Here is a 26,531-nt window from a genome sequence, read left to right on the forward strand (position 1 = left end):
GAGTGCCCGTGACTCAGATCAACAGCATGCCGGTCGCCACCGACCTGTCCAACATGGCCGCCGCCCCCCTTAACACGCAGCGTCCCGCCCGCAACGGATCGGGCAACTGGTTCGAGGCGTTCGCCGCCGCCTGGGGCAATGCGCTCGACCGACAGGCGTCGGCAATCGAGCAGCGTAGTGACCTGATGGCGAATGACGGCGGCGACACGCCCTCTGCGATCACGCAGCTCACCGCCGAATCGATGAAGATGAGCTTCCTGTCGAACAGCTCGCACACCTCGCTCGACAGCGTCTCGAAAGCGCTCGAGACGATGGCGCGCAAGGGCTGACGCCGGTGTCGATCGAAGCCATCGCCGCGCAGGCGGCATCGCCGGAAATGGTGGGTGCGAAGTCTTTCGACATCGCCCCCGCCATGCCGCAGCAAGTGGGGCCACAGGCTACCGCCCAGTTCGAGAACGCCATGGCGGCGCAGCAGGCGCAGCGCGTCGGCGGCGCGAGCGACGTGCCGCCCGCAGTCAAGGACCTGCTCGGCACGCTCGACAAGGTGAATACCGAGGCCAAGTCGGTGTCGGACTATGCCCGCACCGCCGAAACCTCCGGCGGGGAGTTGACGCCCGGCGAGATCGTGAACCTCACGATGCGATGCCAGGAATTCATGTTCCATTGCCAGCTCACTTCCAACATCGCCAACCGCAGCTCGGATGGCGTCCAGCAACTGTTCCGCCAGCAGAGCTGAGGCGGACGGGAGAAGCCTATGCGCGCCCTAACGCGCCATCTGATGCCGATCGGCCTGATCCTCGCCGCCGCCACCCTGTCGGGCTGCGGCGAGCAGGAGGTCTATGGCAAGCTCAAGGAACCGCAGGCGAACGAGATGATCGCCGCACTGCGCGGCGCCAACATCAGCGCGACCAAGCAGGCGTCCGGCGAGGGCGAATGGTCGATCGCGGTCAGCCAGGACCAGTTCGCCCGCGCGGTCGAGGTGCTGAAGGCACAGGGCTTGCCCCGCGACGAGTTCCAGTCGCTGGGCGAGGTGTTCGCCAAGAAGGGCTTCGTCTCCTCGCCCGTCGAGGAGCGCGCACGGCTGATCTACGGCCTCAGCCAGGAACTGAGCCGGACGGTCAGCGCGATCGACGGCGTGGTCGAAGCGCGCGTGCATCTGGCGATCCCGGAAGTCGATCCGCTGTCGGACAAGACCAAGCCTTCGTCCGCGGCGGTATTCGTCAAGTATCAGCCGGGCTTCGAGCTGCGCAGCCAGACCGGCGCGATCAAGAGCCTCGTCACCAATTCCGTCGAGGGGCTGCAATACGACAAGGTTTCCGTCGTCATGTTCCCCAGCCAGGCCGCACCCGTCCAGCGGGACCTGTCGGTGGCGCAGTTCGACACGCCCTTGATGCGCATCCTGCTGGTGCTGGGCGTCGTCGCGTGGCCCGTCGTCCTGCTGCTGCGTCGTCGCCGCAAGCCCGCGGGGGTTCCCGCCACGGTGGAGCCGAAACCTTGAGCGATCGCGACCGCCTCTATGCCTCGCTCGCGACGGCGCGGGCGGCGGGGGTTTCGACCACGCGGGCCGCACGTCTGCTGGACGCCGGTGGGCGAGCAGGTTCGCTCGAAGACCTGCTGGCTTGGCCGCTCTGGCCGGCGTTGCCCGACGAGGGGCGTGAGCGGGTCTGGCGCCTCACCGCCCTGATCGCCGCGCGTGATACGTTGCCCGAGGTGATCGACGGCGCGACCCTGCGCGGGCTGGCGGCGGCAGTGGGCGAGGATCGGCTGGAAGCGGTGCTCGACCTGCCCCCCGGCGGGGATGCGGCATTGCCACCGGCCGAGGGGCTGGGCGAGACCGGACGCCGGATCGCCGAAGCGGCGCTGCCCGCCGCGCTCGCCGCCCGGATGGACGTTCCCGCCGACCATGGCGATCCGGCGCCCGTCGCGGCGGCAGAGGCGATCGCCGTATGAGCTTCGTCCTTCATCGCAGCGACGGCGCGCTGCTCGCGACCGATCGCCCGATCGTGAAGGCGCGCGACCGCGGCCACCTGACCGACGCGCTCGCGCTGATCGAGCGGTTGCGCACCGAGTCCGCTGCCGCCGACACCGCGCGCGAGACGGCCGAAGCCGAAGCGCGTCGCCGGGGCCACGAAGCAGGCTATGCCGCCGGCCGAACCGCCTTCGCCGAGGCGATCGCGGCGCTGGCGGCGCAGGCATCCGCCGACCGCGTTCAGGCGGAAACCGAAGTCGCCGCGCTTGCCCTCACCGCGCTGCGCCAGATCGCCGGGGACCTCGGCGACGCCGCCGTCATGCAGGGCGTCGCCCTTCGCGCAGCGCGCGCGGTCGTGCCGCAGGGGCCGGTGGCGATCGAGGTCGCGCCCGCCATCGCGGCAGAGGTGGAAGCCGGCCTCGCCCGCCTCGACCCCGGCGCCGAAGTCACCGTTCGCGCCGACCCCTCTCTCGGCGAGCGGCAGTGCCGCGTCACCGGGCCGGACAGCCGGATCATCGCCGATCTCGACCGCCAGATCGCGGGCGTCGCCGAACGCTGGGGAGTTGCCGATGAGTCTTGAGGCACGCGTCCAGGATCTCGTCCGCACGCTGGGCGAGGCCCCCGCCTTCGAACAGCGCGGGCGGGTCCGCGGTGCGATCGGCACGTCGATCCGCGTTGCCGGGCTGTCGGCACGGATCGGCCAGACCTGTGCGCTGCTCGACCGCGACGGCGCCGAGGTGCTGTCGGCCGAGGTCGTGGGACTTGCCGATGGCGAGGTACTGCTCTCCCCGCTCGGCGATCTGCGCGGGTTGTCGAGCGAGACCGAGGTCGTCGTCCGCGTGGGCGAGGATCGCGTGCCCGTCGGCCCCGCCCTGCTCGGCCGCGTCGTCGATGCGCGGCTGCGGCCTCTCGACGGCGGGCCGCCGGTCGAGGGTGACGGTTTCCGCGCGCTTTACGGCGACAGCCCGAACCCGATGTCTCGCGCGCGCATCACCGCGCCGGTCGAGACCGGCGTGCGCGCGATCGACGGCCTGATGCCGCTCGGCCGCGGCCAGCGGATGGGCGTGTTCGCAGCAGCCGGCGGCGGCAAGTCGACGCTGCTCGCCACCCTCGCCCGCCAGACGCGCGCCGATGCCGTCGTCATCGCCCTCATCGGCGAGCGTGGCCGCGAAGTGCGCGAGTTCGTCGAGGACAATCTGGGCGCGGAGGGGCTCGCCCGCTCGGTCGTCGTTGTCGCCACCTCCGATCGCCCGGCGCTCGAACGCGCGCGCGCCGCGCACGCCGCCACCGCAATCGCCGAGGGACTGCGCGCTGAAGGGCGCCATGTCCTCCTCCTCATGGACTCGGTCACGCGCTTCGCTCGCGCGCTGCGTGAGATCGGGCTGGCGAGCGGCGAGCCGCCCGTCCGCCGCGGCTTCCCCCCCTCGGTCTTTGCCGAGCTGCCGCGGCTGTTCGAGCGGGCGGGTGCCGACGATACCGGCGCGATCACCGCGCTCTACACCGTCCTGCTCGAGGACGAGGTCGACGATCCCGTTGGCGAGGAAGTCCGCTCGCTGCTCGACGGGCATATCCACCTGTCCCGCAAACTCGGCGCGCGCGGCCATTATCCGGCGATCGACGTGCTCGGCAGCCTGTCGCGCCTGATGCCGCAGCTGACCGATGCCGCCCAGCAAGGCGCCGCGACGCAGCTTCGCGCGCATCTGGCCAAGCTCGCCGAGATCGAGATCCTGCTCCAGGTCGGCGACTACAAGCCCGGACAGGACACCGCCGCCGACCGTGCCATCGCCGCGCGTGAGGCGATCGACTCGTTCCTGCGGCAGCCGCACGATCAGCCGGTTTCCGCGGCGACGACGATGGCGCTGCTCAGGAGCTTCGGATGACGACGCTCGCCACCCTCGTCTCTCTGCGCGATCGCGAGGTCGATCGCGCCGCGCGCGCGGCCCGCGACGCGGCCGAAGCCGCCGAAGCCGCCGCCGCGGAGGTTCATGCGGCAAGGATCGCGCTCGATACCGCGATCTCTGTTAGAGAGACCGCCGCCGCCCGCCGCCTGCTGAGGCCCGGCGACGAGTGCGTGGCGCTCTATTTCGAACGCTGCGACCTTGCCGTGGCCGCGGCGGAACGGGCGCTCGACGATGCGCGCCGAACCTTTGCCACCGCCGAGCACGCTGTCGAGCTTGCCCGCCGCGCCTGGCTACGCGCGGAAGCGCGCCGCGACGCGATGCACGGGTTTGCCGACGACGAGCGACGCGACGCGCAGCGCATCGCCGAACGGCGCGCCGAAGACGACCTCATCCTTCGAACAGGCGTATCCCGATGACCCAGATCGCGACCGACCGCCCGCTTGCCACCACGCCCCAGCCCCGACGTGCGGACCGCCCGCCCGAACCCGAGCAACGCTCCCGGTTCGAGGATGCGCTGTCGCGCCGCGACGGCAGGCAGGAGGGCAAGGAACCTCTCGGCGAAAAGCCGACGCCCGAACCCGCACCGCTCGGCCACGGCGCGCATCAGGCGTTCGACCTGATGCAGGGCGGCAGCGGCCAGCGCGACCGGGGCAAGCGTGATCAGGAACTGGCGATGCTCGACGGGCTGCGCCCCGCCCCGACCGTCGCCGCGCCCGCCGCGGTCGAAGCGCCGGCCCCGCTACAGAACGCACCGATGCTCTCCCCCGGCCATGCGGAGTTCGCCGCACGGCTCGACCTGCCGACGAACCCAGTGGGCGGCGAGTTTCAGGTTTCGATGTCCGACACGCGCTGGCTTGCCAGCCAAGCGGTCGTCGCGCGCGACAATGCGGGTGGCCTGTCGCTCGACCTGTCGTCCAACGGTGACGGCGATGCGGAGGCGCAGCGCGCCGAGCTGCGCGCCCGGCTGGAGGCACGCGGCCACCGCGTCGATCGCATCGATTTTGCCGAATAAGCCGCTTTTTACGCTTGCGCCCCCCAACCGGCGCGGCTAACAGCGCCACTCCCGGCGGGCGTGTAGCTCAGTGGTAGAGCACTGTGTTGACATCGCAGGGGTCGCAAGTTCAATCCTTGCCACGCCCACCATCGAAAACCCCGCCAGCTCAACGAGTTGGCGGGGTTTTTGATTCTTCATTCCTGAAGCACCCATTTGACCGGCGCGCGGACGACGACCGGCCTGGTCCGGCCCGACACCCGGAACGCCGCCCGCTCGCGATACAGCTCGCACGACTTGCGATCGAGGTCGGGGTTCCCCGAGGTGGCATAGAGCCGACAGGCCGAAACCGTGCCATCGGTCTCGATCGTCAGTTCGAGGTCGCTCACCCCCTCGGCATCGACCCGCTTCGCCGCCGGCGGATAGTCTTCGTCACCGGCCGTCACCGGGACGAAGCTCAACGTCCCGCCATCCGCCAGCGCGACGGTGACGCGCGGCCGCTCCTCGACCTGAGCTTGCGTCAGCAGCAACAGCGCCCACCACATCGCGATCAGTCCTCGATCCTGCGGCGGAAGGTTTCCGGCAGGAAGGTGACCCCGATCACCACCGTCGCGCCCGCCACGATGACGGGATACCAGAGCCCGTCATAGATGTTTCCCGTCGCCGCGACGATCGCGAACGCCGTCGTCGGCAGGAACCCGCCGAACCAGCCATTGGCGATATGATACGGCAGCGACATCGAGGTGTAGCGGATGCGGCTGGGGAACAGCTCGACCAGCAGCGCCGCGATCGGGCCGTAAACCATCGTGACCAGCAGGACGAGCGCGAACAGGATGGCAACGACGCTCGCCCGGTCGATGCGCGCCGGATCTGCCTTAGCCGGATAACCCGCATCGGCCAGCGCCCGGCCCAGATCGGCAAGAAATGCACTCGATTGCGCGGGCGTGGAAAGGCCGGGCCGCAGGAAAGTGAACGACTGCGTGCCCACCGTCACCTCGGTACTGCCAGCAAGCCCGCGTGCCGCAACCGGCGCGGCGGCGACGGTGGCATAGGGTAGCCCGGCCTTTGCCAGATAGGCCTTGGCGACGTCACAGCTTGTGCTGTCGAACTTGTTACGACCGACCGGGTCGAACTGGAGCGAGCAGGTCGCCGGATCGGTGCGAACGACGATCGGTGCGGTCGCCGACGCTGCTGCCAGCGCGGGATTGGCCGCGCGGGTCAGCGCGTGGAACAACGGGAAGTAGCTGACGACCGCCAGCGCACAGCCCGCCAGGATGATCGGCTTGCGCCCGATCCTGTCAGACAGCCAGCCGAAGATGACGAAGAACGGCGTGCCGAGCGCCAGCGCGATCGCGATCAGGATGTTGGCGGTCGCGCCGTCGACCTTCAGCACCTTTTCCAGATAGAAGAGCGCGTAGAATTGCCCGGTGTACCAGACCACCGCCTGTCCCGCGCCTGCCCCGAACAGCGCGATCAGCACCCAGCGCAGGTTATTCCACTCGCCGAACGCCTCCTTGATGGGCGCCTTCGACGTCGTCCCCTCCTCCTTCATCTTCTGGAAGACGGGGCTTTCGGCGAGCTGAAGCCGGATCCAGATCGAGACCGCCAGCAGCACGATCGACACGAGGAACGGCACCCGCCAGCCCCAGGCGGCGAAGTCGGCTTCGCCGATTGCGCTGCGCAGCCCGATGACCACGAGCAGCGCGGCGAACAGCCCCATCGTCGCGGTCGTCTGGATCCAGCTGGTATAGAGCCCGCGCTTCCCCTCCGGCGCGTGTTCGGCGACATAGGTCGCCGCACCGCCATATTCGCCGCCGAGTGCTAGGCCCTGAAGCAGCCTCAAGCCGACGAGGATGAACGGTGCCGCCACGCCGATCGTGGCGTAGGACGGCAGCAGGCCCACCGCGAAGGTCGACAGGCCCATCAGCCCCATGGTGACGAGGAACGTGTTCTTGCGCCCGACCAGGTCGCCGATCCGCCCGAAGACAAGCGCACCGAACGGCCGCACCGCGAAACCCGCGGCAAAGGCGGCGAGCGCGAGGATGAAGCCCGTCGTCTCGTTAACGCCCGAGAAGAACTGAGCCGAGATATGCGCGGCGAGCAGGCCGTAGAGGTAGAAGTCGTACCACTCGAACACCGTGCCGAGCGACGAGGCGGCGATCACCAGCTTCTCGTTCTGGCCCACGCGTCCCTGTCCGGGCACGCTGCCCGCCGATCCCGCCATTCGATCCTCCCCGGCTTTGCTTTACCGCTAACAAGCCATGTTTTCAGGGGAATGCCAATGGGCGATCAGGGGCGGCGGCGCTCTAGGCCATAGTCGATGCGGATGCGTACCCATTCACCGACCTTGTAGTCGCCGCCGACGCGCGGCGGGCGCACCTTGAACTGCCATGCGGCGGCCAGCACGGATCGGGCGATATTCGATCCCTCCGGCGATTCGCCGAGCGAGACGCAGTCCTCGACGCGGTAGTTCGGCACGGTGCGGCAGGCGATCAGGCCCCATCCCGGCCCGCTGGCCGTCGACAGATAGCCGCGCAGCTCCTCCGGATAGGGCTCGCGGTACCAGGCGGCGGCGTAGAGAGGCTGGCCGTTGGGGGCGCGGCCGACGACTTCGCTGTCGGGTGGGCCGGCGGGGCCGCGATCGACGGGGCCGTAGGTCGGGCGGCGGGCCGGCGCCGCGGGGGCTGCCGGCGCGGCGGGCGGCGCGCTTGGCCGTGCGATATCAGCCTGCGCCAGCACCTGACGCGGCAACAGGATATAGGGCGGCGGCGACGGCGCGGGCGGGGCATCGCTCGGCGGCTGCGGTCGCGGCGGCGTGGGTTGCGTCTCGACCGGGGGCGTGTCGGTCGGCGGCGTCTCCGTCTCGCTCGGCGGGGCTTCGCTCTTCTGCTGGTCGTCGGTCGCCGCCTCGGGCGCCGCATCGTCGGCGGCGGCCATCGTGAACACGGGCGTCGACTTCGCATCCTTGCGGCCGACCAGATCGGGTTTCAGCGTCAAGAGGACGAGGACGAGCAGCACCTCGACCAGCAGCGCCAGCACGAAGCCGGCGATCCGGCGCGCGCGATCACCGCGCAGGCGTTCGGGCAATCGGTGAAGGACGGGGGCAAGCGACAAAGCCAAGCGGACGTTCAACCTTCAACCGACACCGCGCGACTAGCCCCGATTTGCGACCAAAGCGAGGCGGTCAGGCGAGTTCTTCGTCCGCAAAGGTCTCGGTATCGATCTGCGCCTGCATCGCCGCGGCATAGCGGGGGCCGCGGATAGCGCCGGGGGCGAAGATCGCGTCGATCCGGGCTGCGATCTCGGGGGTGATCGTCACATCGCCCGCGCCGACATTTTCCTCGAGGTGCACGATCGACCGCGTGCCGGGGATCGGCACGACATGCCCCCCCCGCGACAGCACCCAGGCAAGCGACAGCTGCGCGGACGTGCAGCCGATCTCGGCGGCCAGCGCGTCGTATGCGGCGACGGCGCGCAAGTTGTGCGCCAGCGCCTTGCCAGTAAAACGCGGCATCGCGGCGCGGATATCGCCCTCGACATAATGATCGTCGGCGACCCCGCCCGCCAGCAGCCCGCGCGCAACGGGCGAAAAGGCGATGAAACCAATACCGAGCTCGCGGCAGGTATCGAGCACCGCGATCTCCGCATTGCGGACGACGGGCGAATATTCGGTCTGCACCGCTGCAATCGGATGGACGGCGTGGGCGCGGCGGATCGTCGCGGCGCTCATTTCGGAGAGGCCGATCGCGCCGATCTTCCCCGCTTCCTTCGCGCGGACGAGCGCGCCGACCGACTCCTCGACCGGCACGTTCCGGTCGAGGCGGTGGAGGTAATAGAGGTCGATGTGATCGGTCCCGAGCCGCTCCAGCGCCGCGTCCAGCGTGCGCGCGATCGCGGCGGGCGAGCCATCGAGGCCGCGCTTGCCGTCGATCACGTCGAGCACGCACTTGCTCGCCAGCGTATATTCGCCGCGCCGATGTCCGATCGCGCGGCCGACCAGCCGCTCGTTCTCGCCGAACCCGTAGAGTGCGGCGGTATCGAGCAGCGTGATGCCGAGGTCGAGCGCGCGATTGAGCAGCGCCTCTGCATCGGCGGGGTCGGGCTTCTCGCCATAGGCGTGGCTGAGGTTCATGCAGCCGAGGCCGATGGCCGACACCTGAAACGGGCCGATCGTGCGGGTGGGAAGCGTCATCATGCCTTCTCGAAATCGGGGACGTGGGCGTGCGTCAGGCCGAGGGCGCCGGCCAGTGCCTTGTGCCGCCGCTCGACCGCGTCGCCGTACAGCGCGGCCTGCTTGCGCTCGGTGCGCAGCGTCAGCCGGTCGCCGTCGCGGGTGATAGCGGTGCGCTTCAGCGGCCCCGCGACGCCGCCCGACAGGCGCTGGCCCAGCCGCATGGCAAGGCCCCAGCGCGCGGCCGCCTCCAGACGCTCCGGGCTGGCGAGACGGGCGAGCGGGTCCGGCGATTCGGTGCCGCCGCCGAAACAGGTGAACAGCGCCTGCGCCAGCATCGCGCGGCCATCGGCGTCGATCGCGACCCAGTTGCCGTGAAGCGCGATTTCGATCCCGCGTTCGGCGCGGAACTCGGGGTTGGCGAGCCAGCCCACGTCGGCGAGCAGGCAAGCCGCATGACGCAGCCGGGCGAGGCCGGCATCCTCATGCCCGAACAGCGGCGCGATCCATGTGTCGAGCAGATCGCCATGCTCGGCGAACCGGCCCAGCCGCCGCCCCTCCTCGCGTGCGGCGACGATCAGCGGGTCGAGCGCACGCGTCGCCGGGTCGAGCCGCTCGTGCAGCAACCCCTCGCGCAGGCCGAAGGCGGAGGTGATCGCCGTCTCGCTGCCCAGATGCTTCATCAGCACGGTCAGCAACCGCGCGGCATCGTCCAGCGTCGCGATGCGCCCGCCCGACAGGTTGGGGATCGTCCGCAGCTTGGCTTTGGGCAGCGTGCCGAGCTGGCGGATCAGCCGCTCGATCGTCTCGATCGACAGCCCATAGCCATGGATCACCGGCAGCGGATAGGCGGTCTGATGCATGTCGAGCCGCGCCAGCGCGCGCCACGAGCCACCCACCAGATAGAGCGGCAGCGCGGTCCCCGCCCCCAGCCAGCCAGCATCGGCGAGCGTGCGGTGGACGTGGCGATCGAGCGCCCCCTTCCCCTTGGCACGGATCGCGGCGATGCGCAGGACGCCGAGTGGAAACGAAACGCGTTCCCCCACCTCGCCGTTCGAGACGCGGACGAGTTCGAGGCTGCCGCCGCCCAGATCGCCGACGATGCCGTCGGCATCGGGGATCGCCGACAGCACGCCGAGGCCCGACGCCGTCGCCTCCGCCTCCCCCGGCAACAGCTCGACCGAGAGGCCGAGCTCCTTTGCGATCGCCAGCAGTTCCGGCCCGTTCGAGGCATCGCGGACCGCGGCGGTGGCGACGGTGCGCGTCTCGTCGACCTCCATCGCCTTGGCCAGCATCGCGAAGCGGGCGAGCGAGGCCTTGGCGATCGCCATCCCCTCGGCACTGATTGCGCCGGTCTCGGCCAGCCCGCGGCCGAGGCCCGCCATCACCTTTTCATTGAACAGCGTCGCGGGCAGCCGCGCCGGCCCCTCATAGACGACGAGGCGGATCGAGTTCGAGCCGATGTCGATGATCGCGGTACGCGCGCGGCCCTCGGCCGAGGGCTTGCGGAAAAACAGGCTCACGCTGGATCGAGGTCCTGCGCCGGCTCGGGCGGCGGCGGCAGCGGCTGGACCGGCCCCAGTGGCACCGCGCGGCGCAGCTTGAGCTTGGGGACCGCGCCGCGGCTCGCCAGCGCAGCACCGCGGCCCGACAGCGACGGATTGGTCATGAAATAGCGATGGAGGTTGAAGGGCTTGGACCCCGGCTCGTCGCGATCATAGGTTCCATCGGGCTGCAATTCCCAGCTCTGCTCGGTGTCGAGCAAATTGGCGGTCATCACCTGATCCAGCACCTGATCGTGGACGGTGGGATTGGTGATCGGCAGCATGAACTCGACGCGGCGGTCGAAGTTGCGCGGCATCCAGTCGGCGGACGAGATATAGACGCGCGCATCGTCGTTGGGCAGCGGCTTGCCGTTGCCGAAGGCCCAGATGCGGCTGTGCTCCAGGAACCGCCCGACGATCGACTTCACGCGGATATGATCGGACAGCCCCGGCACGCCCGGCCGAAGGCAGCAGATGCCGCGGACGATCAGGTCGACCTCGACCCCCGCGCCGCTCGCCTCATAGAGTTTCTCGATGATCGCCGGGTCGACTAGCGAATTCATCTTGGCCCAGAGACTCGCCGGCTTGCCCGCCCGCGCGAAGCCGATCTCGCGGTCGATCAGCGCGATCAGGCTGGCGCGCAGGTCGCGCGGGCTCATGCGAAGCTGCTCCAGCCCCTGCGGCTCGACATAGCCGGTGATGTAGTTGAACAGTTGCGCCGCATCGCGGCCCAGCGCCGGGTCGGCGGTGAAGAAGCTCAGATCGGTATAGATGCGCGCGGTGATCGGGTGATAATTGCCCGTGCCGAAATGGACGTAGCTGCGGAACTCGCCGCCCTCGCGCCGGACGACCATCGACACCTTGGCGTGCGTCTTCCAGTCGATGAAGCCATAGACGACCTGTACGCCTGCCCGCTCCAGCGCGTCGGCCCAGAGGAGGTTCTGCTCCTCGTCGAACCGCGCCTTCAATTCGACGACCGCGGTCACCGACTTGCCCGCCTCCGCCGCGGCGATCAGCGCGCTAATGACCGCGGACTGCTTGCCCGCGCGATACAGCGTCTGCTTGATCGCAACCACGTCGGGATCGGCGGCGGCCTGTTTGAGGAAAGCGAGCACCACGTCGAACGTCTCGTACGGGTGGTGGACAACGATATCCTTGGCCCGGATCGCCGCGAAGCAGTCGCCGCCATATTCGCGGATCCGCTCTGGAAAGCGCGGGCTGAACGGCGGGAATTTGAGGTCGGGGCGATCCTCATCCACCAGCGCCGACAGGTCGGTAATGCCGAGGAAGCCGACCTTTTCGGTGAGCAGCGCCTCGCTGCCCTCCAGTTCGTCGATCAGCACCGCCTCGAGCTCGGCGGTGATCGCGGTCTCCATCTCGAGCCGGATGACGCGGCCGCGGCGGCGGCGCTTGATCGCGGTGCGGAAGTAGAGGACGAGGTCCTCGGCCTCCTCCTCCAGCTCGATATCGCTGTCGCGCAGGACGCGGAAACCCGCCGACCCCTTGATTTCGTAACCAGGGAAGAGCTGCGGCGCGAAGCGCTTGAGCATCGCTTCCATCGGCACGTAGCAGGCCTGCTCGCCCGGCACGCGCACGAAACGCGGCAGCGTCGGCGGCAGCAGGACGAGTTCGCGGATCGCCTGTCCGTCGGCTTTGCGGACCAGGTCGAAGATCACGCTCGATCCCTTGTTGGGGATGAACGGGAACGGGTGCGCGGGGTCTAGCGCCTGCGGCGTCAGGATCGGGAAGATCTGCTCGCGGAAATGCCGGTCGAGCCATTCGTCGGCCTCGCCCTCGATCGAATCCTCGCCCAGCACGCGGATGCCAGTCTCGGCCATCAGGCCGGACAGGTCGCGCCAGATCGCCTGCTGCTCGTCGGCGAGCCGCCCGGCCTCCGCCACGATCGCGGCTAGCTGCTGGTTGGCATTGAGGCCGTCGATCGATCGCGAATCGACCTCCTGCACCTGCTGTCCCTTCAAACCCGCGACGCGGACCATGAAGAACTCGTCGAAGTTGGAGCCCGAGATCGACAGGAAGCGGAGCCGCTCGAGCAGCGGGTGGGCGGCGTTGCACGCCTCCTCCATCACCCGCTTGTTGAACGCCAGCCAGCTCAGCTCGCGATTGAAATAGCGTCCTGTCGGAAGCTCGGGGGCCGGCGCCTCTTCGGGCGCGGCGTCGAAGTCGGGGCGAACGGGACGGGTCATGCTTCCTCGTGCCGAAGTTCGCCGCCCCCTTGGACCAGAAGCCCCCGCGCTGACAAGGCGGGGCGTGCCAGCGGAATCGAAATCCGCCGTTTGTCCGCCTCGTTCGCGGCATCGTCGAGCGCATCGACGATACGCACGAGCGACAGATAGGTCCGCTCGACCCGCTTGAGCAGCCAGGCGACCAGCTCCTCGCCGGCATAGAGCTCGCGCCGCTCGAACTGGTCGCGCAGCAGCGCGGCGAACAGCTCGTCGTCGGGCTCCTCGATCCGCAGTACCGGCGTCGCGGCGAGACGCGAGCGAAGGTCGGGCAGCCGCGGCGTCCATTCGGGCGGCGCATGGTCGGCGACGATGAGGAGCGGCTTTCGCTCGGCCTGCGCGATGTTCCAGGCGTGAAAGATGTCGGTCTCGCTCGCGCGCTCGGCATCGTCGATCATCCGCCCGCCCGCGCGCCGGGTGAACAGCCGCGCCAAGAGGCTGCGCCCCGACTTGCGCGGTCCCACCAGCAGCGCCGCCATCACCGGCCAGGTGCCCCAATGTTCGAGATGATGGACGGCGGCCATGTTGGCGTCGCCGACGATGAACTCGTCCTTGCGCGCTCCTTCGGGGCGTTGGAGCGGCAGGCGAAGCTGGCTCATTGCGGCGGCGGCGCCTCTGGCTGGCCGGCACGGCGGATGCGCAGGCTGTTGCCGCTGCCATCCACGCTCCAGCCGCGCTGGCTGAGCGCGACCGCCAGCACTGCGGGATCGCCCGCGAAGTCGACGCGCATCAGCGACACGCCGCCCAGCGCCAGGCTGCTCGTCACCGCGCTCTGGACGCCGGGAATGCCGCGGACCGAGGCCTCGGCCGCGCTCACCGCGACGACGCCGGGGGTATCGAACTGAAGCGTGACCGTCGCCACCGGCTCGGCCGGTAGCGTCATCGCACCGCTGTCGTCGATCAGCGGCACGTCGCTGGGCACGACGGGCGTCTCGTCCGCCACCGGCTGATCGGTCGGTGCGACGAAGTCGAGCAGCGGATCGGGCCGCAGCAGCCCGCCGCGCAGCGCCGCCTGATACATCTCGTCCAGCCGCTTGACCCCGGTGTCGAGCAGCGCGGGCAATCCGTCCCCGTTCGCCACGCGCAGACTGAAGCTGCCCGCGTCCCGATTGTCGGGGCCGTAGCCCGCGCGGAACACGCCGATCACCGGCCCGCCCGGCCACTGGCGATAGAGCGTCACCTGCGGGATCAGCACGTCGTTCGCGCCGTACTGGTCGAGGACGCTGCGCCACCACCCGCGCCCGGGCCGCCCGAGCAGCCCTGCGTTCATTAGGAGCGCATCGGTGCCGTTGCCCGCGGGTCGGATATAGTCGATCGCGGTATTGCCCGTGCGGAACCGGCCCCAGGCGGCGTGCCACGGCGTCTCGCGCTCGAACACCGTATCGGTCCCGCCCGAGCGGATCACCGGCATCAGCAGGAGCGGCGGCGAGCGGGTCATGAACCCGGTGACGCCCAGGATCTCCGCCGCCCGCGCGCGATTAAAGAGCACGCCCAGCCGCGCGATGTAGCGGTTGGGGCCGATCTGTTCGTTCTCGACGACGATGCCCGTCACCAGCCCGTCGAGCGTCCCGTCGGGCAGACCGCCCGTCTTGCCCGTCAGCCGCTGCGACAGCATCGACCAGCCCTTGCGCTGTGCCAGCCGCCAGCCGCCGGTGCGCGCCGCCTCCGCCGTCTTCGCGGTCACGTCGACGGTGACGCCCGACACCTCGAAGCTGCCCGAGCCGTCCTGTGCGCGGCTGGACGTCACGCCCAGCACCATCGCGGCACTGGCGGCAAACATGGCGAAACTGGTGACAGGGCCCCGCATCGCCGCCCTTTTGGCGAAGGTGCGGCGGAAATCCAAGGGGGAAGCAGCCCATGCCCTCGTCATCCCGGACCTGATCCGGGATCCCGCTTACTTCTTCTTCGCGCCGGGGAATGAAAAAGAAGAAGCGGGACCCCGGATCAAGTCCGGGGTGACGTGAGATGGAGTGCTGGACGCGCCCGCGCGCCGGGCTTATCGGGCGGCCATGACCGATCCCAAGCCCTATACCTATGCCCAGGCGGGCGTCTCGATCGATGCCGGCAACGCGCTCGTCCGCGCGATCGGTCCCCTGGCGCGCGCCACGCGGCGGCCGGGGGCGGATGCCGATCTGGGCGGGTTCGGCGGGATCTTCGACCTCAAGGCCGCGGGGTTCAGCGACCCGCTGCTCGTCGCCGCGAACGACGGCGTCGGCACGAAACTGAAGCTGGCGATCGAGCATGACGCGCATGACGGCGTCGGCATCGACCTCGTCGCGATGTGCGCCAACGACCTCATCGTCCAGGGTGCCGAGCCGCTGTTCTTCCTCGACTATTATGCCAGCGGAAAGCTCGACAATTCGGTCGCGCAGCGCGTGATCGCCGGGATCGCCGAGGGGTGCCGTCAAGCGGGCTGCGCGCTGATCGGCGGCGAGACGGCCGAGATGCCGGGGATGTACGCCGATGGCGACTACGACCTTGCCGGCTTCTGCGTCGGCGCGGTTGAACGCGATGCGCTGCTGACCGGCAAGGAAATCGCTCCCGGCGACGTTGTGCTCGGCCTTGCTTCGACCGGCGTTCATTCGAACGGCTATTCGCTCGTCCGCCGGCTCGCCGCCGACAAGGGCTGGAAGCTCGACCGCCCGGCGCTGTTCGATCAGGACGTGATCCTGGTCGAGGCGCTGATGGCCCCCACGCGCATCTATGTCGCCAGCCTGTTGCCGCTGCTCCGCGCGCGCCGGATCAAGGGGCTTGCGCACATCACCGGCGGCGGGCTCCTGGAAAATATCCCGCGCGTTCTGCCCGAAGGTACCCACGCGCGCATCGACGCCGATGCGTGGGAGCAGCCGCGGCTGATGGCGTTCCTTCAGGCGCAGGGCGCGATCGAGCCTGAGGAGATGGCGCGCACCTTCAATTGCGGCATCGGCATGGTCGCGATCGTCGCGGCGGACGCGGCCGATGCCGTCGCCGCCGATCTTTCGGCCGCTGGCGAGAGCGTGCACCGCATCGGCACGATCGAGGGCGGGGCGCGCGGCTGCACCGTCACCGGCAGCATCGAAACCTGGTCCGCCCGTGCCGCATGGGAGGTGACGCACCACCATGGCTGACCGCGCGCGCGTCGGCATCCTCCTGTCCGGCCGCGGCTCGAACATGCAGGCGCTCGTGGCCGCCAGCCGCGAGGCCGACTCGCGGTACGAGGTTGTCCTCGTCGCCAGCGACAAGCCCGAGGCGCCCGGCCTCGCCTGGGCCGCGAAACACGGCATCGCAACCTTCACTGCCTCGCCTAAGGGTCGCCCAAAGGCGGAGTACGAGGCGCAGATCGACGCGGCTCTGCGCGATGCGGGCGTAGAGGTCGTGGCACTGGCGGGTTACATGCGCCTGCTGTCACCCAGCTTCGTCCAGCGCTGGGCAGGTCGCATTCTTAACATCCACCCGTCGCTGCTGCCCAAGTACAAGGGCCTCGACACCCACGCCCGCGCAATCGCGGCGGGCGATGCGGTCGCGGGCGCGTCGGTGCATCTGGTGACGGAGGCGCTCGACGACGGCCCCGTCATCGCGCAGGCCGAGGTGCCGGTCAAACCCGGCGACACCCCCGATACGCTCGCTGCGCGCGTGCTGACCGCCGAGCACCGGCTCTACCCGCAGGCCCTCGACCGCTTCCTGTCGCGATAGCCTTGCCGCGGGCGCGGCGCCGCGCGACACTCGGCCGATGCTCAGCCCCGATCCCGACGCCGCCCTCGCCCGCGTGCGCGACCTCGCCCTCGCCCTCCCGGCCGCGATCGAGAAAGTGAGCCACGGCTCGCCCGGCTTTCATGTCGAAAAGGGCAAGTTCTTCGCCTATTTCTGGCACGACCATCACGGCGACGGCGAAACCGCGGTGATGGTGCGCACCACCGGCACCGACGAACAGGCGATGCTGATCGAGGGCGACCCCGACCTTTACTATCGCCCCGCTTATCTCGGCCCGTCGGGCTGGGTGGCGATGCGCGTCGGCGGGCCTGAGCCAGACTGGGAGCGCGTGGGCGAACGGATCGCGGTCAGCTGGGAACTCGCCGCCCCGCGAAGATTGCTGGAGATGGGCGGGCGGTAGGAATTGCGTCCGCCCGATAGCCCCGCTCGCGACCGCAAAAGCCAATCCCCGGTTGCATGGTCGGACTTTAGGTTCCAACTGACGGCGCATGTCGGCTCCCCATCCTTTTCGAATTTCCAGTTTCCGCGCCTATTTCATCGCGCGCCTCGCCTCGACGCTGGCGCAGATGGCGATGGTCATCGTCATCGGCTGGCAGGTCTACGACATCGCTCGCGAGACGATGGGCATACAGGGCGCCGCGTTCCAGCTCGGCCTGATTGGCATCGCACAGTTCGTGCCGCTCCTGCTCCTCAGCCTTGTTACTGGCTGGGCGGCGGATCTCGTCGACCGGCGCTTCATCGCGCGCGCGTCGGTTGCACTGGAGATGGGGTGTGCGGGCGTACTCGCGTGGCTGACCTATACCAACGCGATCACGCTGCCCGCTTTGTTCACCGTCGCCGCGCTGCTCGGCGTCGCGCGCGCCTTTGCCAGTCCCGCGCTACAGGCGCTGGCTCCCAATCTCGTCCCCGCTGCGGTGCTGCCCACCGCGATCGCGCTGTCGTCGCTGGCGTGGCAGTCGGGGTCGATCGTCGGGCCGGCGATGGGCGGCTATCTCTACGCCTGGGCCGACTGGGGCGCCTATGCCGCCTCGACCGGGCTGTTCGCCCTGGCTTTCCTATGCCTCCTCTTCATCAAGCCGATCCCGCGCGCGAAGATTACCGGCGCGACCAACCCGTGGGCGCAGATGGTCGACGGGCTGCATTATGTCCGCCGCAACCGCTTGGTGCTGGGCGCGATCAGCCTCGACCTGTTCGCGGTGTTGCTGGGCGGGGCGACGGCGATGCTGCCTATCTATGCGCGCGACATCCTGATGGTCGGCGCCGAAGGGCTCGGACATCTGCGCGCGGCGCCTGCGGTGGGCGCAGTGGCAGTCGGCGCGTGGTTCGCGTGGCGACCGCTCAAGACCAATGTCGGCGGCAAGATGCTGGCGGCGGTCATCGGCTTCGGGGTCGCGACGGTCGTGTTCGGCCTCGCCGCGCCGGTGCTGGTCCCCATCCTCGGCCAGTCGGCGGTGGGCAGCGACTTCGCCCCCGCAGTGGCGCTGTCGCTCGCGGCGCTGGTCGTCGTCGGGGCCACCGACATGGTGTCGGTCTATGTCCGCCAGTCGCTGATCCAGCTCTATACGCCGGACGAGATGCGCGGCCGCGTCGGCGCGGTCTCGACGCTGTTCATCTCTGGCTCGAACGAGCTGGGCGAGGCGCGCTCGGGCTTCCTCGCTGCCGCGGTCGGGCCGGTGGTGGCGGTCGCGGGCGGCGGTGCGCTTGCCGTGCTCGTCACGATCTTCTGGGACCGGCTCTTTCCGGAACTGCGCGCCGCGCGCAGCTTTGACCCACCCGAGACGCTCGAATATCCCCCGCTAGAGGAGAAGTTGGCATGAAGGCAGAGACGATCCTGGCGACGATCGGCAATACGCCGCACGTCCGTATCCAGCGCCTGTTCGGCGACCGAGAGGTCTGGATCAAGTCGGAGCGGTCGAACCCCGGCGGCTCGATCAAGGACCGCATAGCGCTGGCGATGATCGAGGCCGCGGAGCGGGACGGCAAGCTCCAGCCCGGCGGGACGATTGTCGAGCCGACCAGCGGCAATACCGGCGTCGGCCTGGCGATGGTCGCGGCGGTCAAGGGTTACAAGCTGATTCTCGTCATGCCCGAGAGCATGTCGATCGAGCGCCGCCGCCTGATGCTCGCCTACGGCGCCAGCTTCGATCTGACGCCCCGCGAGAAGGGCATGAAGGGTGCGATCGAGCGCGCGCTTGAGATCGTCGAGGCGACGCCCGGCGCGTGGATGCCGCAGCAGTTCGAGAACCCCGCCAACGTCGACGTCCATGTCCGCACGACCGCGCAGGAAATCCTCAACGATTTCCGCGACGAGCCGATCGACGTCATCATCACCGGCGTCGGCACCGGCGGTCACATCACCGGCGTGGCCGAGGAGTTGAAGAAGGCCTGGCCCGACCTCAAGGTCTATGCGGTCGAGCCCGAGGCGTCGCCCGTCATTTCCGGCGGCCAGCCCGGCCCGCATCCGATCCAGGGGATCGGCGCGGGTTTCGTCCCCGCCAACCTCCACACCCAGGCGATCGACGGCGTGATCCAGGTTTCCGCCGATGCGGCAAAAGACCATGCCCGCCGCTCGGCGCGCGAAGAGGGGATGCTGGTCGGCATCTCCTCCGGCGGGACACTGGCGGCGATCGCCAAAAAGCTACCCGAATTGCCCGAGGGCGCGCGCGTGCTCGGTTTCAACTATGACACCGGCGAGCGGTATCTGTCGGTGCCGGACTTCCTGCCCGAGCAGTGATCCGGTCTTTGCCGTTTCCGGCAAAATCCGCTAACGCCCCGCCGCTCCGTGCGCGCGGGGCGTTTTGCCGATGAACCAGCCCCCCGCCCCCCACACGCCCGCCATCGGCGCGGCGCCCCCACGCAGCGGCCTGTCGCGACGACTGTTGTGGTTGCTCGCGTTTCTGGGTCTCGCCGGGATAGCGGTGCCGCTGCTGATCGTCGCGCGTGGGCCGCAGGTCGTACCCGCGGCGAAGAAGGTGGCAAAGGCACGCCCCCCGCAGCGGGTCATCCCACCGGCCGAACTGCCGCCCGTCGAACCCGCCGAGTTCGTCGCCGTGGCGCCCGAGGACGCGCTCGCCTACAACGCCTCAATCCCCTTTTCGAAGGCGCCGCTGCTGCCCGCACGGCCATTCCGGATCGAGGGCGACGCCGAAAGCGTCGCGCGCGCCACCGACTGCCTGACCGCCGGCGTGCTGTACGAAGCCGGCGACGACACCGTCGGCCAGCGCGCGGTGGCACAGGTCATCCTCAACCGCGTGCGCCACCCCGCCTTTCCCAAGACCGTCTGCGGGGTCGTGTTTCAGGGAGCGGAGCGGCGCACGGGCTGTCAGTTCACCTTCACCTGTGACGGCGCGCTCGAACGCCGCTATTCGGACGCCGCGTGGAAGCGAGCGGCTCAAGTCGCAAGCGCCGCACTCACGGGCCGGGTCGACAAGTCGGTCGGCACGGCGACGCATTATCATACCAACTGGGTCGTTCCCTATTGGTCGGCCAGCCTCGACAAGATCAGCGAGGTGCATACGCACCTGTTCTTTCGCTGGACGGGGTGGTGGGGCACCCCGCCGGCGTTTCGCGGCCGCTATCTTGCCGCCGAGCCGTTCGTCACCAAACTTAAAGGCATCGCCGCGTCGCACGGCGCGGCGCCCGATGCGCCCATGGCGGAAGCCGGTCTCGCGCCCGGCACCTCCGATCCGGTCAGCGGCGCAGCGTTCGCGCCGACCGGCGCCGACGCCAACGTGTTCCTGCTGACGCTCGACCCGCTGCTCGCACCCAACGACTATCCCGCCGTCGCCGCGCGGGCATGCGGCGACCGTGCCTATTGCAAGCTGCTGGCGTGGACCGACCGTGCCGATACACCGGTCCAGCTGCCGGCCGAACCTGCGCAGATGGACCGGATGGCGTTCAGCTATCTGCGCGATCGCAGCATCGGGTTCGAAAAGCCGCTCTGGAACTGCAAGCGCTTCAATCGCAGCGAACTGTCGCAATGCATGCAATCGACGCGGCCCGTTCCCGCGCTTCGCCGGCTCGAAGCGCCCGCAGCCGGTGCCGCCGCGCCCGTGCCGGCGAAGGAGGGGCCGGCTGAGCTATCCGGGATCCGCCGAAAGACGGGCACCCTCGCCCCGCCGACCCGGCCAGCAGTCACCCCGCCGCTCCAGTTTCCGGCGGGTGAGATGCAGAAAACACCGTAAGCGCCGTCCCGGCGATCCCGCCGGAACGGCACCCCGGTCGCGTTCACGCCGCCATGAACAACTCGGGCTCGAGCGCCATCACGCTCTCGGCCCCGCCCTCGATCTTGCGGCGGAGCGCGCCGGCATCGGGCAGGATGCGCTCGGCATAGAAGCGCGCGGTGACCAACTTGGCGTTGAGGAACTTCGCGTCCCCCTCGCCCGCCGCGATCAGCTTGGCCGCGGCGCGCGCCATGCGCAGCCACATCAGGCCGGTCGCGACGATCCCCATCAGGTGCATGTAGCTGTGCGCACCCGCGCCGACATTCTCGGGGTTCTTCATGCCGTTCTGAAGGAACCACATCGTCGCCGCCTGAAGCTCGTTCAGCGCGCGCTCCAGCCGGTTGGCGAAGTCGGCCGAGCTCTCTTCCTGCTTGGCCGCGGCGATCTCGTCGCCGATCAGCTTGAAGAACGCCTGCACCGCGCGGCCGCCGTTCTGCGCGAGCTTGCGGCCGACCAGGTCCATCGCCTGCACGCCGTTCGTGCCCTCGTAGATCATGGCGATCCGTGCATCGCGGACATATTGCTCCATGCCCCATTCGGCGATGTAGCCATGGCCGCCGTACACCTGCTGCGCGTTGGTGGCGATGTCATAGCCCTTGTCGGTGCCGTATCCCTTGATGACCGGGGTCAGCAGCCCGATCAGGTCGTCGGCCAGCTGACGCTCGGCATCGTCGGGCGCCTTGTGCGCCAGGTCGACCTGAAGCGCGCCCCAGAGGCAGAGCGCGCGCAGCCCCTCGGTCAGCGACTTGGCCTCCATCAGCATCCGGCGAACGTCGGGGTGGACGAACAGCGTGTCGGCCTTTTCAGCGGGCTCGGCCGGGCCGGTCAGCGCGCGGCCCTGACGCCGGTCGTGCGCGTACTGGACAGCGTTCTGGTACGCGACCTCGGCAACGCCGAGGCCCTGCAAACCGACGCCCAGGCGCGCGGCGTTCATCATGATGAACATCGCGGCGAGACCCTTGTTCTCCTCGCCGACCATCCAGCCCTTCGCCCCGTCATAGTTCATGACGCAGGTCGAGTTGCCGTGGATGCCCATCTTGTGCTCGATCGAGCCGCAGGACAGCGTGTTGCGATCTCCCAGCGAGCCGTCGTCGTTCACCATGAACTTGGGCACCACGAACAGGCTGATCCCCTTCGAGCTGTCGGGCGCGCCCGGCGTCTTGGCGAGGACGAGATGGATGATGTTCGAGGTGAGGTCGTGCTCGCCCGACGAGATGAAGATCTTCGTCCCGGTGATCGCATAGCTGCCGTCCGCCTGCGGCTCGGCCTTGGTCTTGATGAGGCCGAGGTCGGTGCCGCAATGCGGTTCGGTCAGGTTCATCGTGCCGCCCCACTCGCCCGACACCATGCGCGGGACATAGAGCGCCTTCTGCTCGTCCGACCCCTTGGCGAGCAGCGCCGCGATCGCGCCGTGGGTCAGGCCCGGATACATGGCGAACGCCATGTTGGCCGAGATCATATATTCCTCGAACGCGGTCGAGACGGTGTGCGGCATCCCCTGCCCGCCGAATTCCTCCGGCGCGCCGAGCGTCATCCAGCCCGCCTCGCGAAGCTGGTCATAGGCTTCCTTGAAGCCCTTGGGCGTCGTCACGCTGCCGTCGGGATGGCGGGTGCACCCTTCCTGATCGCCCGAATGGTTGATCGGGAACAGCACCTCGGCGACGAAGCGGCCGCCCTCTTCCAGCACCGCGTCGACCATGTCGGGGGTCGCATTGGCGAAGCCGGGCAGGTTGGCATGGCGCTCCAGCCCGACGACGTGGTCGAGCACGAAGCGGGTGTCGCGGACGGGCGGGTTGTACTGGGGCATAGGGTTCCTCTCAGACGTGCTTGTTGTCGCTCGCCGACTCGACGACGGCGAGGAATTCGTTGAGCTCGGTGATGGCGGCATCGATGTCGCGCTTCTGTGCCTCGAGCAGGTCGATGCGCGCGCGGCACTTCTCGATCGTCACCTGGCGCTGCGCGCGGCGGCCGTCGCCGATGTCGTACAGGTCGATCATCTCGCGAATGTCCGACAGGCTGAAGCCGACGCGCTTGCCGCGCAGGATCCAGGCCAGCCGCGCACGGTCGCGGTGCGAATAGATGCGCTGCAACCCGCGCCGCTCGGGGCCGATCAGACCCTCGTCCTCGTAGAAGCGGAGCGCGCGGGGCGTCACGCCAAACTCGGCGCACAGGTCCGAGATGCTGAAGGCGTCGCGGTCGTGCCGCGGCTCGATCGGCGCAAGCGCCTCGTGGGTGGCGACGGTGCTGAGCATGTCGCCGAGATACCTTCCCCTGACGTAAACGTCAACCGGGACAGAGCAGCCGGCCGCGCGGATCGCGCAGGGCCGACGCCTCCGATGCGCTCGCCGACAGCCGCTCGACCGAGAAGGCGGATAGCGAGGCGCGGGGATCGCAGAAGCGCTTGCAGCTATCGGGCAGCTTGGCGGGAAAGACGATCCGCTCGCCATCGAACTGCGCCTCGAACGCGCAGTCGTTGGCAGCGCCCAGCTCCACCGAAAGCGACTCGCCGCTTCGCCGCGCGACGCCGGTCGCGGCGCAGGCGAGGCCGTCGCCATAGTCGCTGACCATGCCGATCCGCGCCGCCCCGCCCTGTTCGATCAGACACAACCGATCGTTCGCGCGAGCATAGAGGCCGGTGAGCGGCGCGTCGGCGGGATCGACGATCAGCCCGCGCGCCCGCGCCGCCACCTCCAGCGACACGGCGTTGCCCGCCTTCGGCGCCCCCTGTCCGCATCCCGCAAGGAGAAGCGCGGCGACGAGGCTAATCGACCGCTTCGAGGCCATTTTCGGTTACGCGGCGATAGAAGCAGCTGCGTGCGCCGGTGTGGCACGCGGGGCCAGCCGGCTCGCAGATCAGCCACAACGCGTCCTGATCGCAATCGATGCGGATATCGCGGACCGTCAGCACATGGCCCGACGTCTCGCCCTTCTTCCAAAGCTTGCCCCGGCTGCGCGACCAGAACGTCGCCTCCCCGCTCGCCAGCGTCGCCGCCAGCGCCTCCGCATTCATATGCGCGAGCATCAGCACCTCGCCGGTCGCAGCATCGGTCGCGACGGCGGTGACGAGGCCAGCAGCGTCGTATTTCGGGTCGAGGGTCAGGCCGGTTTCGCGGGGGTCGGGCATCGGTGGACGCTTAGCCCAACCCCGTCCCTGCGCAAAGTCGGTCAGAACGGGGCGGGGATCGCCCGCTCCAGCACCACACTCGTTATCCTGCCGGCTTCGCGCGTGACGACGCCGCTCCATATCCCGTCGGCATAAAAGCCGAACTGCTCGCAATTCGCTCGCGCACATTTCCAGCGCTTTTCATCCGGGAGGCTGCCGCCCATCGAAGCCGGCCCGGCCCAACTCACCCGATCAAGCCGGACCGCACGAAGCGCGCTCAGCCCGTCCCGATAGCGAACATCCACAGTGCCGTTCGGCATCTCGTCATAGAAATCGATTTTGATCGACGGCCGGGCCGCCAAGCGCAGCCTGTCCAGATCGCGGATCACCGCCATCGTGGCGGCTCCATTATATCGGCCGAATTCGAGCTTGCCGGTCTCGCCGCACCGACCGTCGAGCCGATGCAGCAACCTGACGTCCGACACCTTTGCGGTCGCTGCGCGGCCGGGGTCGATCACGGCAGCGTCGATCCGCATCCGCTCGCAGTAACCGTTTTCCCTGGCATCGACAGGCATCGTGAAAAGGACAACCCGAAATTGCGGCGGTGCGCCGGGCGGCGGGGGCGCTTCCATCGTCAGCGGCGCCACATCGGCGGCATCGACCGGCGGATGCCCCGGTGCGAGCAGCACGTCGGCCAGCGCCTGCGGCGACATCGCCTTTGCCTGTGCGACGCTTTCGATCGCGACCGGCCCGCTCGCCGCGACGATCGCCTGTGCCAGCATCAACCACGCCATCGCTCACCTCCGGCCGGCATCGTGCCGGGAAGGTCGCGGGATATCAATGATTTCGGATCGCCTTGACCAGCTCGGCCTTGGTCATCGACGACCGGCCCTCGATGCCGATCTTCTTCGCCTCGGCATAGAGGTCGGCCTTGCTGCGATCTTCGAGCTCGGTCGACTGGTGCTTGAGCGTGCCGGCCGCCTTCGCATTGGCGATGCGCGCGGCCTTCTCTTTCGAGGCACCGCCGCGGCGCAGATCCTCGTACACCTTGTCGTCCTTGACCGAATTGCCGTGGTCCGCCGCCTTTTTCGCTGCCATCGCGCGTCTCCTTACGGCTTGAGAACGCAGGCGAACCGGGGCGGGTCCCGGTATCGCTTGTGACAATGGGGCGACAAAGGCGATGCGCGCCCCTATATGCCCGCCAACGACTCCCCCAAGGGAAAGCTCCGGGCGCATGCTGACCACTCACCCGTTCGACGACGACCATCTGCGCGAGGAGTGCGGAATCTTCGGAGTTTCGGGCGCCGAGGGCGCCGCCGCGCTCGTCGCGCTCGGCCTTCACGCGCTCCAGCATCGCGGGCAGGAAGCCGCCGGCATCTCGACCTTCGATGGGACGCAATTCCACACGCACCGCGCGATGGGCCATGTCGCGGGCAATTTCGACCGCGACGAGATCATGCGCGCGCTGCCCGGCAACGTCGCCGCCGGCCATGTCCGCTATTCGACCACGGGCGAGACGGCGCTGCGCAACGTCCAGCCGCTCTATGCCGACCTCGCCAGCGGCGGCTTCGCGGTGGCGCACAACGGCAACATCTCGAACGCGCTCCGCTTGAAGCGCGATCTCGTCCGCTCCGGCTCGATCTTCCAGTCGACCAGCGATACCGAGGTCATCATCCACCTCGTCGCCACGTCGAGCTATCGCTCGCTGCTCGACAAGTTCATCGACGCGCTGAAGCGGATCGAGGGGGCCTATTCGCTGATCTGCATGACGCCAGAGGGGATGATCGCCTGCCGCGACCCGCTCGGCATCCGGCCGCTCGTGATGGGCCGGCTGGGCGAAACGGTGATCTTCGCCTCCGAAACCGTCGCGTTGGACGTGGTGGGTGCCGAGTTCGAACGCGCGGTCGATCCGGGCGAGCTCGTGATCGTGCAGGACGGCAAGGTCCGCTCGATCCGCCCGTTCAAACCAGTGCCGCCGCGCCCGTGCATCTTCGAGCATGTCTATTTCAGCCGCCCGGATTCGATCGTCGACGACCAGTCGATCTATTCGGTTCGCAAGAACATCGGCGCGCAGCTGGCGATCGAGGCGCCGGTCGATGCCGACCTCGTCATCCCCGTCCCCGATTCAGGCGTCCCCGCCGCGATCGGCTATGCCCAGCAGTCGGGCATCCCGTTCGAGCTCGGCATCATCCGCTCGCACTATGTCGGGCGCACCTTCATCCAGCCGGGCGACAAGGTCCGGCACCTGGGCGTCAAGCTCAAGCACAACGCCAACCGCGCGCTGATCCAGGGCAAGCGCGTCGTCCTGATCGACGATTCGATCGTTCGCGGCACCACCAGCCTCAAGATCGTGCAGATGATGCGAGAGGCGGGCGCGGCGGAGGTGCACATGCGCATCGCGTCGCCGCCGACGCGGCACAGCTGCTTCTACGGCGTGGACACGCCCGAGCGCGCCAAGCTGCTCGCCGCCAAGATGGACGTGGGCGGCATGACCGATTTCATCCACGCCGACAGTCTGGCATTCGTGTCGATCGACGGCCTGTACAAGGCGCTGGGCGAGGCCAAGCGCGCCGACATCCGGCCGAGCCATTGCGACGCCTGCTTCACCGGCGACTATCCGACCAGCCTGACCGATCAGGACGAACTCGGTACCGTCGAGCAATTCTCGATGCTCGAAGAGCGCGTCGGCTGACCAACCA

Annotated in this window: 30 protein-coding genes and 1 tRNA gene; 17 read left to right on the forward strand and 14 right to left on the reverse strand. The window is 69.0% G+C overall.

Annotated elements, in window-relative coordinates:
- The first annotated feature begins 8 nt into the window (after positions 1–8).
- From FHR19_RS11370 to FHR19_RS11410, 9 genes are all read left to right on the forward strand, one after another.
- Positions 9–329, forward strand: coding sequence for a hypothetical protein (locus FHR19_RS11370; protein WP_343053247.1), 321 nt, complete (start codon positions 9–11; stop codon positions 327–329).
- Positions 330–334: 5 nt separating this feature from the next.
- Complete coding sequence (locus FHR19_RS11375; protein ID WP_184028369.1) at positions 335–736, forward strand: hypothetical protein; 402 nt, start codon at positions 335–337, stop codon at positions 734–736.
- Positions 737–754: 18 nt separating this feature from the next.
- Entirely contained in the window at positions 755–1,498 is a 744-nt protein-coding gene (sctJ, locus tag FHR19_RS11380; RefSeq protein ID WP_246359471.1) for a type III secretion system inner membrane ring lipoprotein SctJ, read from the forward strand.
- Positions 1,495–1,950 (forward strand): hypothetical protein, encoded by a 456-nt coding sequence (locus FHR19_RS11385; RefSeq protein WP_184028371.1) that lies wholly within the window; start codon positions 1,495–1,497, stop codon positions 1,948–1,950. The genes sctJ and FHR19_RS11385 overlap by 4 nt, the downstream gene beginning before the upstream one ends.
- Positions 1,947–2,549, forward strand: coding sequence for a FliH/SctL family protein (locus tag FHR19_RS11390; RefSeq protein WP_184028373.1), 603 nt, complete (start codon positions 1,947–1,949; stop codon positions 2,547–2,549). Before FHR19_RS11385 ends, FHR19_RS11390 begins: the two co-directional genes overlap by 4 nt.
- Positions 2,539–3,849, forward strand: coding sequence for a FliI/YscN family ATPase (locus FHR19_RS11395; RefSeq protein WP_184028376.1), 1,311 nt, complete (start codon positions 2,539–2,541; stop codon positions 3,847–3,849). Before FHR19_RS11390 ends, FHR19_RS11395 begins: the two co-directional genes overlap by 11 nt.
- Entirely contained in the window at positions 3,846–4,286 is a 441-nt protein-coding gene (locus tag FHR19_RS11400) for a hypothetical protein (protein ID WP_184028378.1), read from the forward strand. Before FHR19_RS11395 ends, FHR19_RS11400 begins: the two co-directional genes overlap by 4 nt.
- Positions 4,283–4,882, forward strand: coding sequence for a hypothetical protein (locus FHR19_RS11405; protein WP_184028380.1), 600 nt, complete (start codon positions 4,283–4,285; stop codon positions 4,880–4,882). Before FHR19_RS11400 ends, FHR19_RS11405 begins: the two co-directional genes overlap by 4 nt.
- A gap of 56 nt (positions 4,883–4,938) precedes the next feature.
- Positions 4,939–5,013, forward strand: a tRNA-Val gene (locus FHR19_RS11410).
- Positions 5,014–5,058: 45 nt separating this feature from the next.
- On the opposite strand, the gene FHR19_RS11415 is transcribed toward FHR19_RS11410, so the two are convergent.
- From FHR19_RS11415 to FHR19_RS11450, 8 genes are all read right to left on the reverse strand, one after another.
- Entirely contained in the window at positions 5,059–5,406 is a 348-nt protein-coding gene (locus FHR19_RS11415; protein ID WP_184028383.1) for an energy transducer TonB, read from the reverse strand.
- Positions 5,407–5,411: 5 nt separating this feature from the next.
- Positions 5,412–7,085 (reverse strand): MFS transporter, encoded by a 1,674-nt coding sequence (locus FHR19_RS11420; protein WP_184028386.1) that lies wholly within the window; start codon positions 7,083–7,085, stop codon positions 5,412–5,414.
- 65 nt (positions 7,086–7,150) lie between these two features.
- Complete coding sequence (locus FHR19_RS11425) at positions 7,151–7,948, reverse strand: hypothetical protein (protein WP_246359472.1); 798 nt, start codon at positions 7,946–7,948, stop codon at positions 7,151–7,153.
- Between the two features lie 97 nt (positions 7,949–8,045).
- Complete coding sequence (locus FHR19_RS11430; protein WP_425505965.1) at positions 8,046–9,053, reverse strand: aldo/keto reductase; 1,008 nt, start codon at positions 9,051–9,053, stop codon at positions 8,046–8,048.
- Positions 9,053–10,555: a Ppx/GppA phosphatase family protein gene (locus tag FHR19_RS11435; protein ID WP_184028395.1), complete on the reverse strand. Its 1,503-nt coding sequence runs from the start codon at positions 10,553–10,555 to the stop codon at positions 9,053–9,055. The genes FHR19_RS11430 and FHR19_RS11435 overlap by 1 nt, the downstream gene beginning before the upstream one ends.
- Positions 10,552–12,780 (reverse strand): RNA degradosome polyphosphate kinase, encoded by a 2,229-nt coding sequence (locus tag FHR19_RS11440; protein ID WP_184028398.1) that lies wholly within the window; start codon positions 12,778–12,780, stop codon positions 10,552–10,554. Before FHR19_RS11440 ends, FHR19_RS11435 begins: the two co-directional genes overlap by 4 nt.
- Positions 12,777–13,415, reverse strand: a complete 639-nt coding sequence (locus FHR19_RS11445) for an HdaA/DnaA family protein (protein ID WP_184028401.1) — start codon at positions 13,413–13,415, stop codon at positions 12,777–12,779. The genes FHR19_RS11440 and FHR19_RS11445 overlap by 4 nt, the downstream gene beginning before the upstream one ends.
- Entirely contained in the window at positions 13,412–14,596 is a 1,185-nt protein-coding gene (locus FHR19_RS11450) for a heavy-metal-associated domain-containing protein (protein WP_246359473.1), read from the reverse strand. Before FHR19_RS11450 ends, FHR19_RS11445 begins: the two co-directional genes overlap by 4 nt.
- On the opposite strand from FHR19_RS11450, the gene FHR19_RS11455 reads away from it, so the two are divergent.
- From FHR19_RS11455 to FHR19_RS11485, 7 genes are all read left to right on the forward strand, one after another.
- The gene (locus FHR19_RS11455; RefSeq protein ID WP_184028405.1) at positions 14,595–14,780 is read left to right on the forward strand and encodes a hypothetical protein; all 186 of its coding nucleotides are present in this window, start codon (positions 14,595–14,597) and stop codon (positions 14,778–14,780) included. The genes FHR19_RS11450 and FHR19_RS11455 overlap by 2 nt on opposite strands.
- A gap of 45 nt (positions 14,781–14,825) precedes the next feature.
- Positions 14,826–15,923, forward strand: coding sequence for a phosphoribosylformylglycinamidine cyclo-ligase (purM, locus tag FHR19_RS11460; protein ID WP_184028408.1), 1,098 nt, complete (start codon positions 14,826–14,828; stop codon positions 15,921–15,923).
- Positions 15,916–16,488, forward strand: a complete 573-nt coding sequence (gene purN, locus FHR19_RS11465; protein WP_184028410.1) for a phosphoribosylglycinamide formyltransferase — start codon at positions 15,916–15,918, stop codon at positions 16,486–16,488. Before purM ends, purN begins: the two co-directional genes overlap by 8 nt.
- 37 nt (positions 16,489–16,525) lie before the next feature.
- Entirely contained in the window at positions 16,526–16,906 is a 381-nt protein-coding gene (locus tag FHR19_RS11470; RefSeq protein WP_184028412.1) for an MmcQ/YjbR family DNA-binding protein, read from the forward strand.
- An 88-nt stretch (positions 16,907–16,994) separates the two neighbouring features.
- Positions 16,995–18,323 carry an MFS transporter gene (locus FHR19_RS11475; RefSeq protein ID WP_184028415.1) on the forward strand — a complete coding sequence of 443 codons (1,329 nt, stop codon included), beginning with the start codon at positions 16,995–16,997 and terminating at the stop codon, positions 18,321–18,323.
- Positions 18,320–19,240 carry a cysteine synthase A gene (gene cysK / locus FHR19_RS11480; protein ID WP_184028418.1) on the forward strand — a complete coding sequence of 307 codons (921 nt, stop codon included), beginning with the start codon at positions 18,320–18,322 and terminating at the stop codon, positions 19,238–19,240. Before FHR19_RS11475 ends, cysK begins: the two co-directional genes overlap by 4 nt.
- Before the next feature lie 70 nt (positions 19,241–19,310).
- Positions 19,311–20,690, forward strand: coding sequence for a cell wall hydrolase (locus FHR19_RS11485; protein WP_184028421.1), 1,380 nt, complete (start codon positions 19,311–19,313; stop codon positions 20,688–20,690).
- Between the two features lie 43 nt (positions 20,691–20,733).
- Here FHR19_RS11485 and FHR19_RS11490 read toward each other — a convergent pair whose 3' ends face one another.
- Genes FHR19_RS11490 through FHR19_RS11515 form a run of 6 tightly spaced genes read right to left on the reverse strand, consistent with a single transcriptional unit; the run spans position 20,734 to position 24,930 of the window.
- Positions 20,734–22,536 (reverse strand): acyl-CoA dehydrogenase C-terminal domain-containing protein, encoded by a 1,803-nt coding sequence (locus tag FHR19_RS11490; RefSeq protein WP_184028424.1) that lies wholly within the window; start codon positions 22,534–22,536, stop codon positions 20,734–20,736.
- A 10-nt stretch (positions 22,537–22,546) separates the two neighbouring features.
- The gene (locus tag FHR19_RS11495; protein WP_184028427.1) at positions 22,547–22,981 is read right to left on the reverse strand and encodes a MerR family transcriptional regulator; all 435 of its coding nucleotides are present in this window, start codon (positions 22,979–22,981) and stop codon (positions 22,547–22,549) included.
- 31 nt (positions 22,982–23,012) lie between these two features.
- Positions 23,013–23,513 (reverse strand): hypothetical protein, encoded by a 501-nt coding sequence (locus tag FHR19_RS11500; protein WP_184028429.1) that lies wholly within the window; start codon positions 23,511–23,513, stop codon positions 23,013–23,015.
- Positions 23,491–23,853 carry a phosphoribosyl-AMP cyclohydrolase gene (gene hisI, locus FHR19_RS11505; RefSeq protein WP_184028432.1) on the reverse strand — a complete coding sequence of 121 codons (363 nt, stop codon included), beginning with the start codon at positions 23,851–23,853 and terminating at the stop codon, positions 23,491–23,493. Before hisI ends, FHR19_RS11500 begins: the two co-directional genes overlap by 23 nt.
- Positions 23,854–23,894: 41 nt before the next feature.
- A complete protein-coding gene (locus FHR19_RS11510; protein ID WP_184028435.1) occupies positions 23,895–24,626 on the reverse strand; it encodes a hypothetical protein in 732 nt (243 codons plus the stop codon).
- 43 nt (positions 24,627–24,669) lie between these two features.
- Positions 24,670–24,930 carry a DUF7218 family protein gene (locus FHR19_RS11515; RefSeq protein WP_184028438.1) on the reverse strand — a complete coding sequence of 87 codons (261 nt, stop codon included), beginning with the start codon at positions 24,928–24,930 and terminating at the stop codon, positions 24,670–24,672.
- A gap of 136 nt (positions 24,931–25,066) precedes the next feature.
- On the opposite strand from FHR19_RS11515, the gene purF reads away from it, so the two are divergent.
- Positions 25,067–26,524 (forward strand): amidophosphoribosyltransferase, encoded by a 1,458-nt coding sequence (gene purF, locus FHR19_RS11520; RefSeq protein ID WP_184028441.1) that lies wholly within the window; start codon positions 25,067–25,069, stop codon positions 26,522–26,524.
- Positions 26,525–26,531: the final 7 nt, after the last annotated feature.

This window comes from Sphingomonas yantingensis (assembly GCF_014199325.1).
Lineage (GTDB): Bacteria > Pseudomonadota > Alphaproteobacteria > Sphingomonadales > Sphingomonadaceae > Sphingomonas > Sphingomonas yantingensis.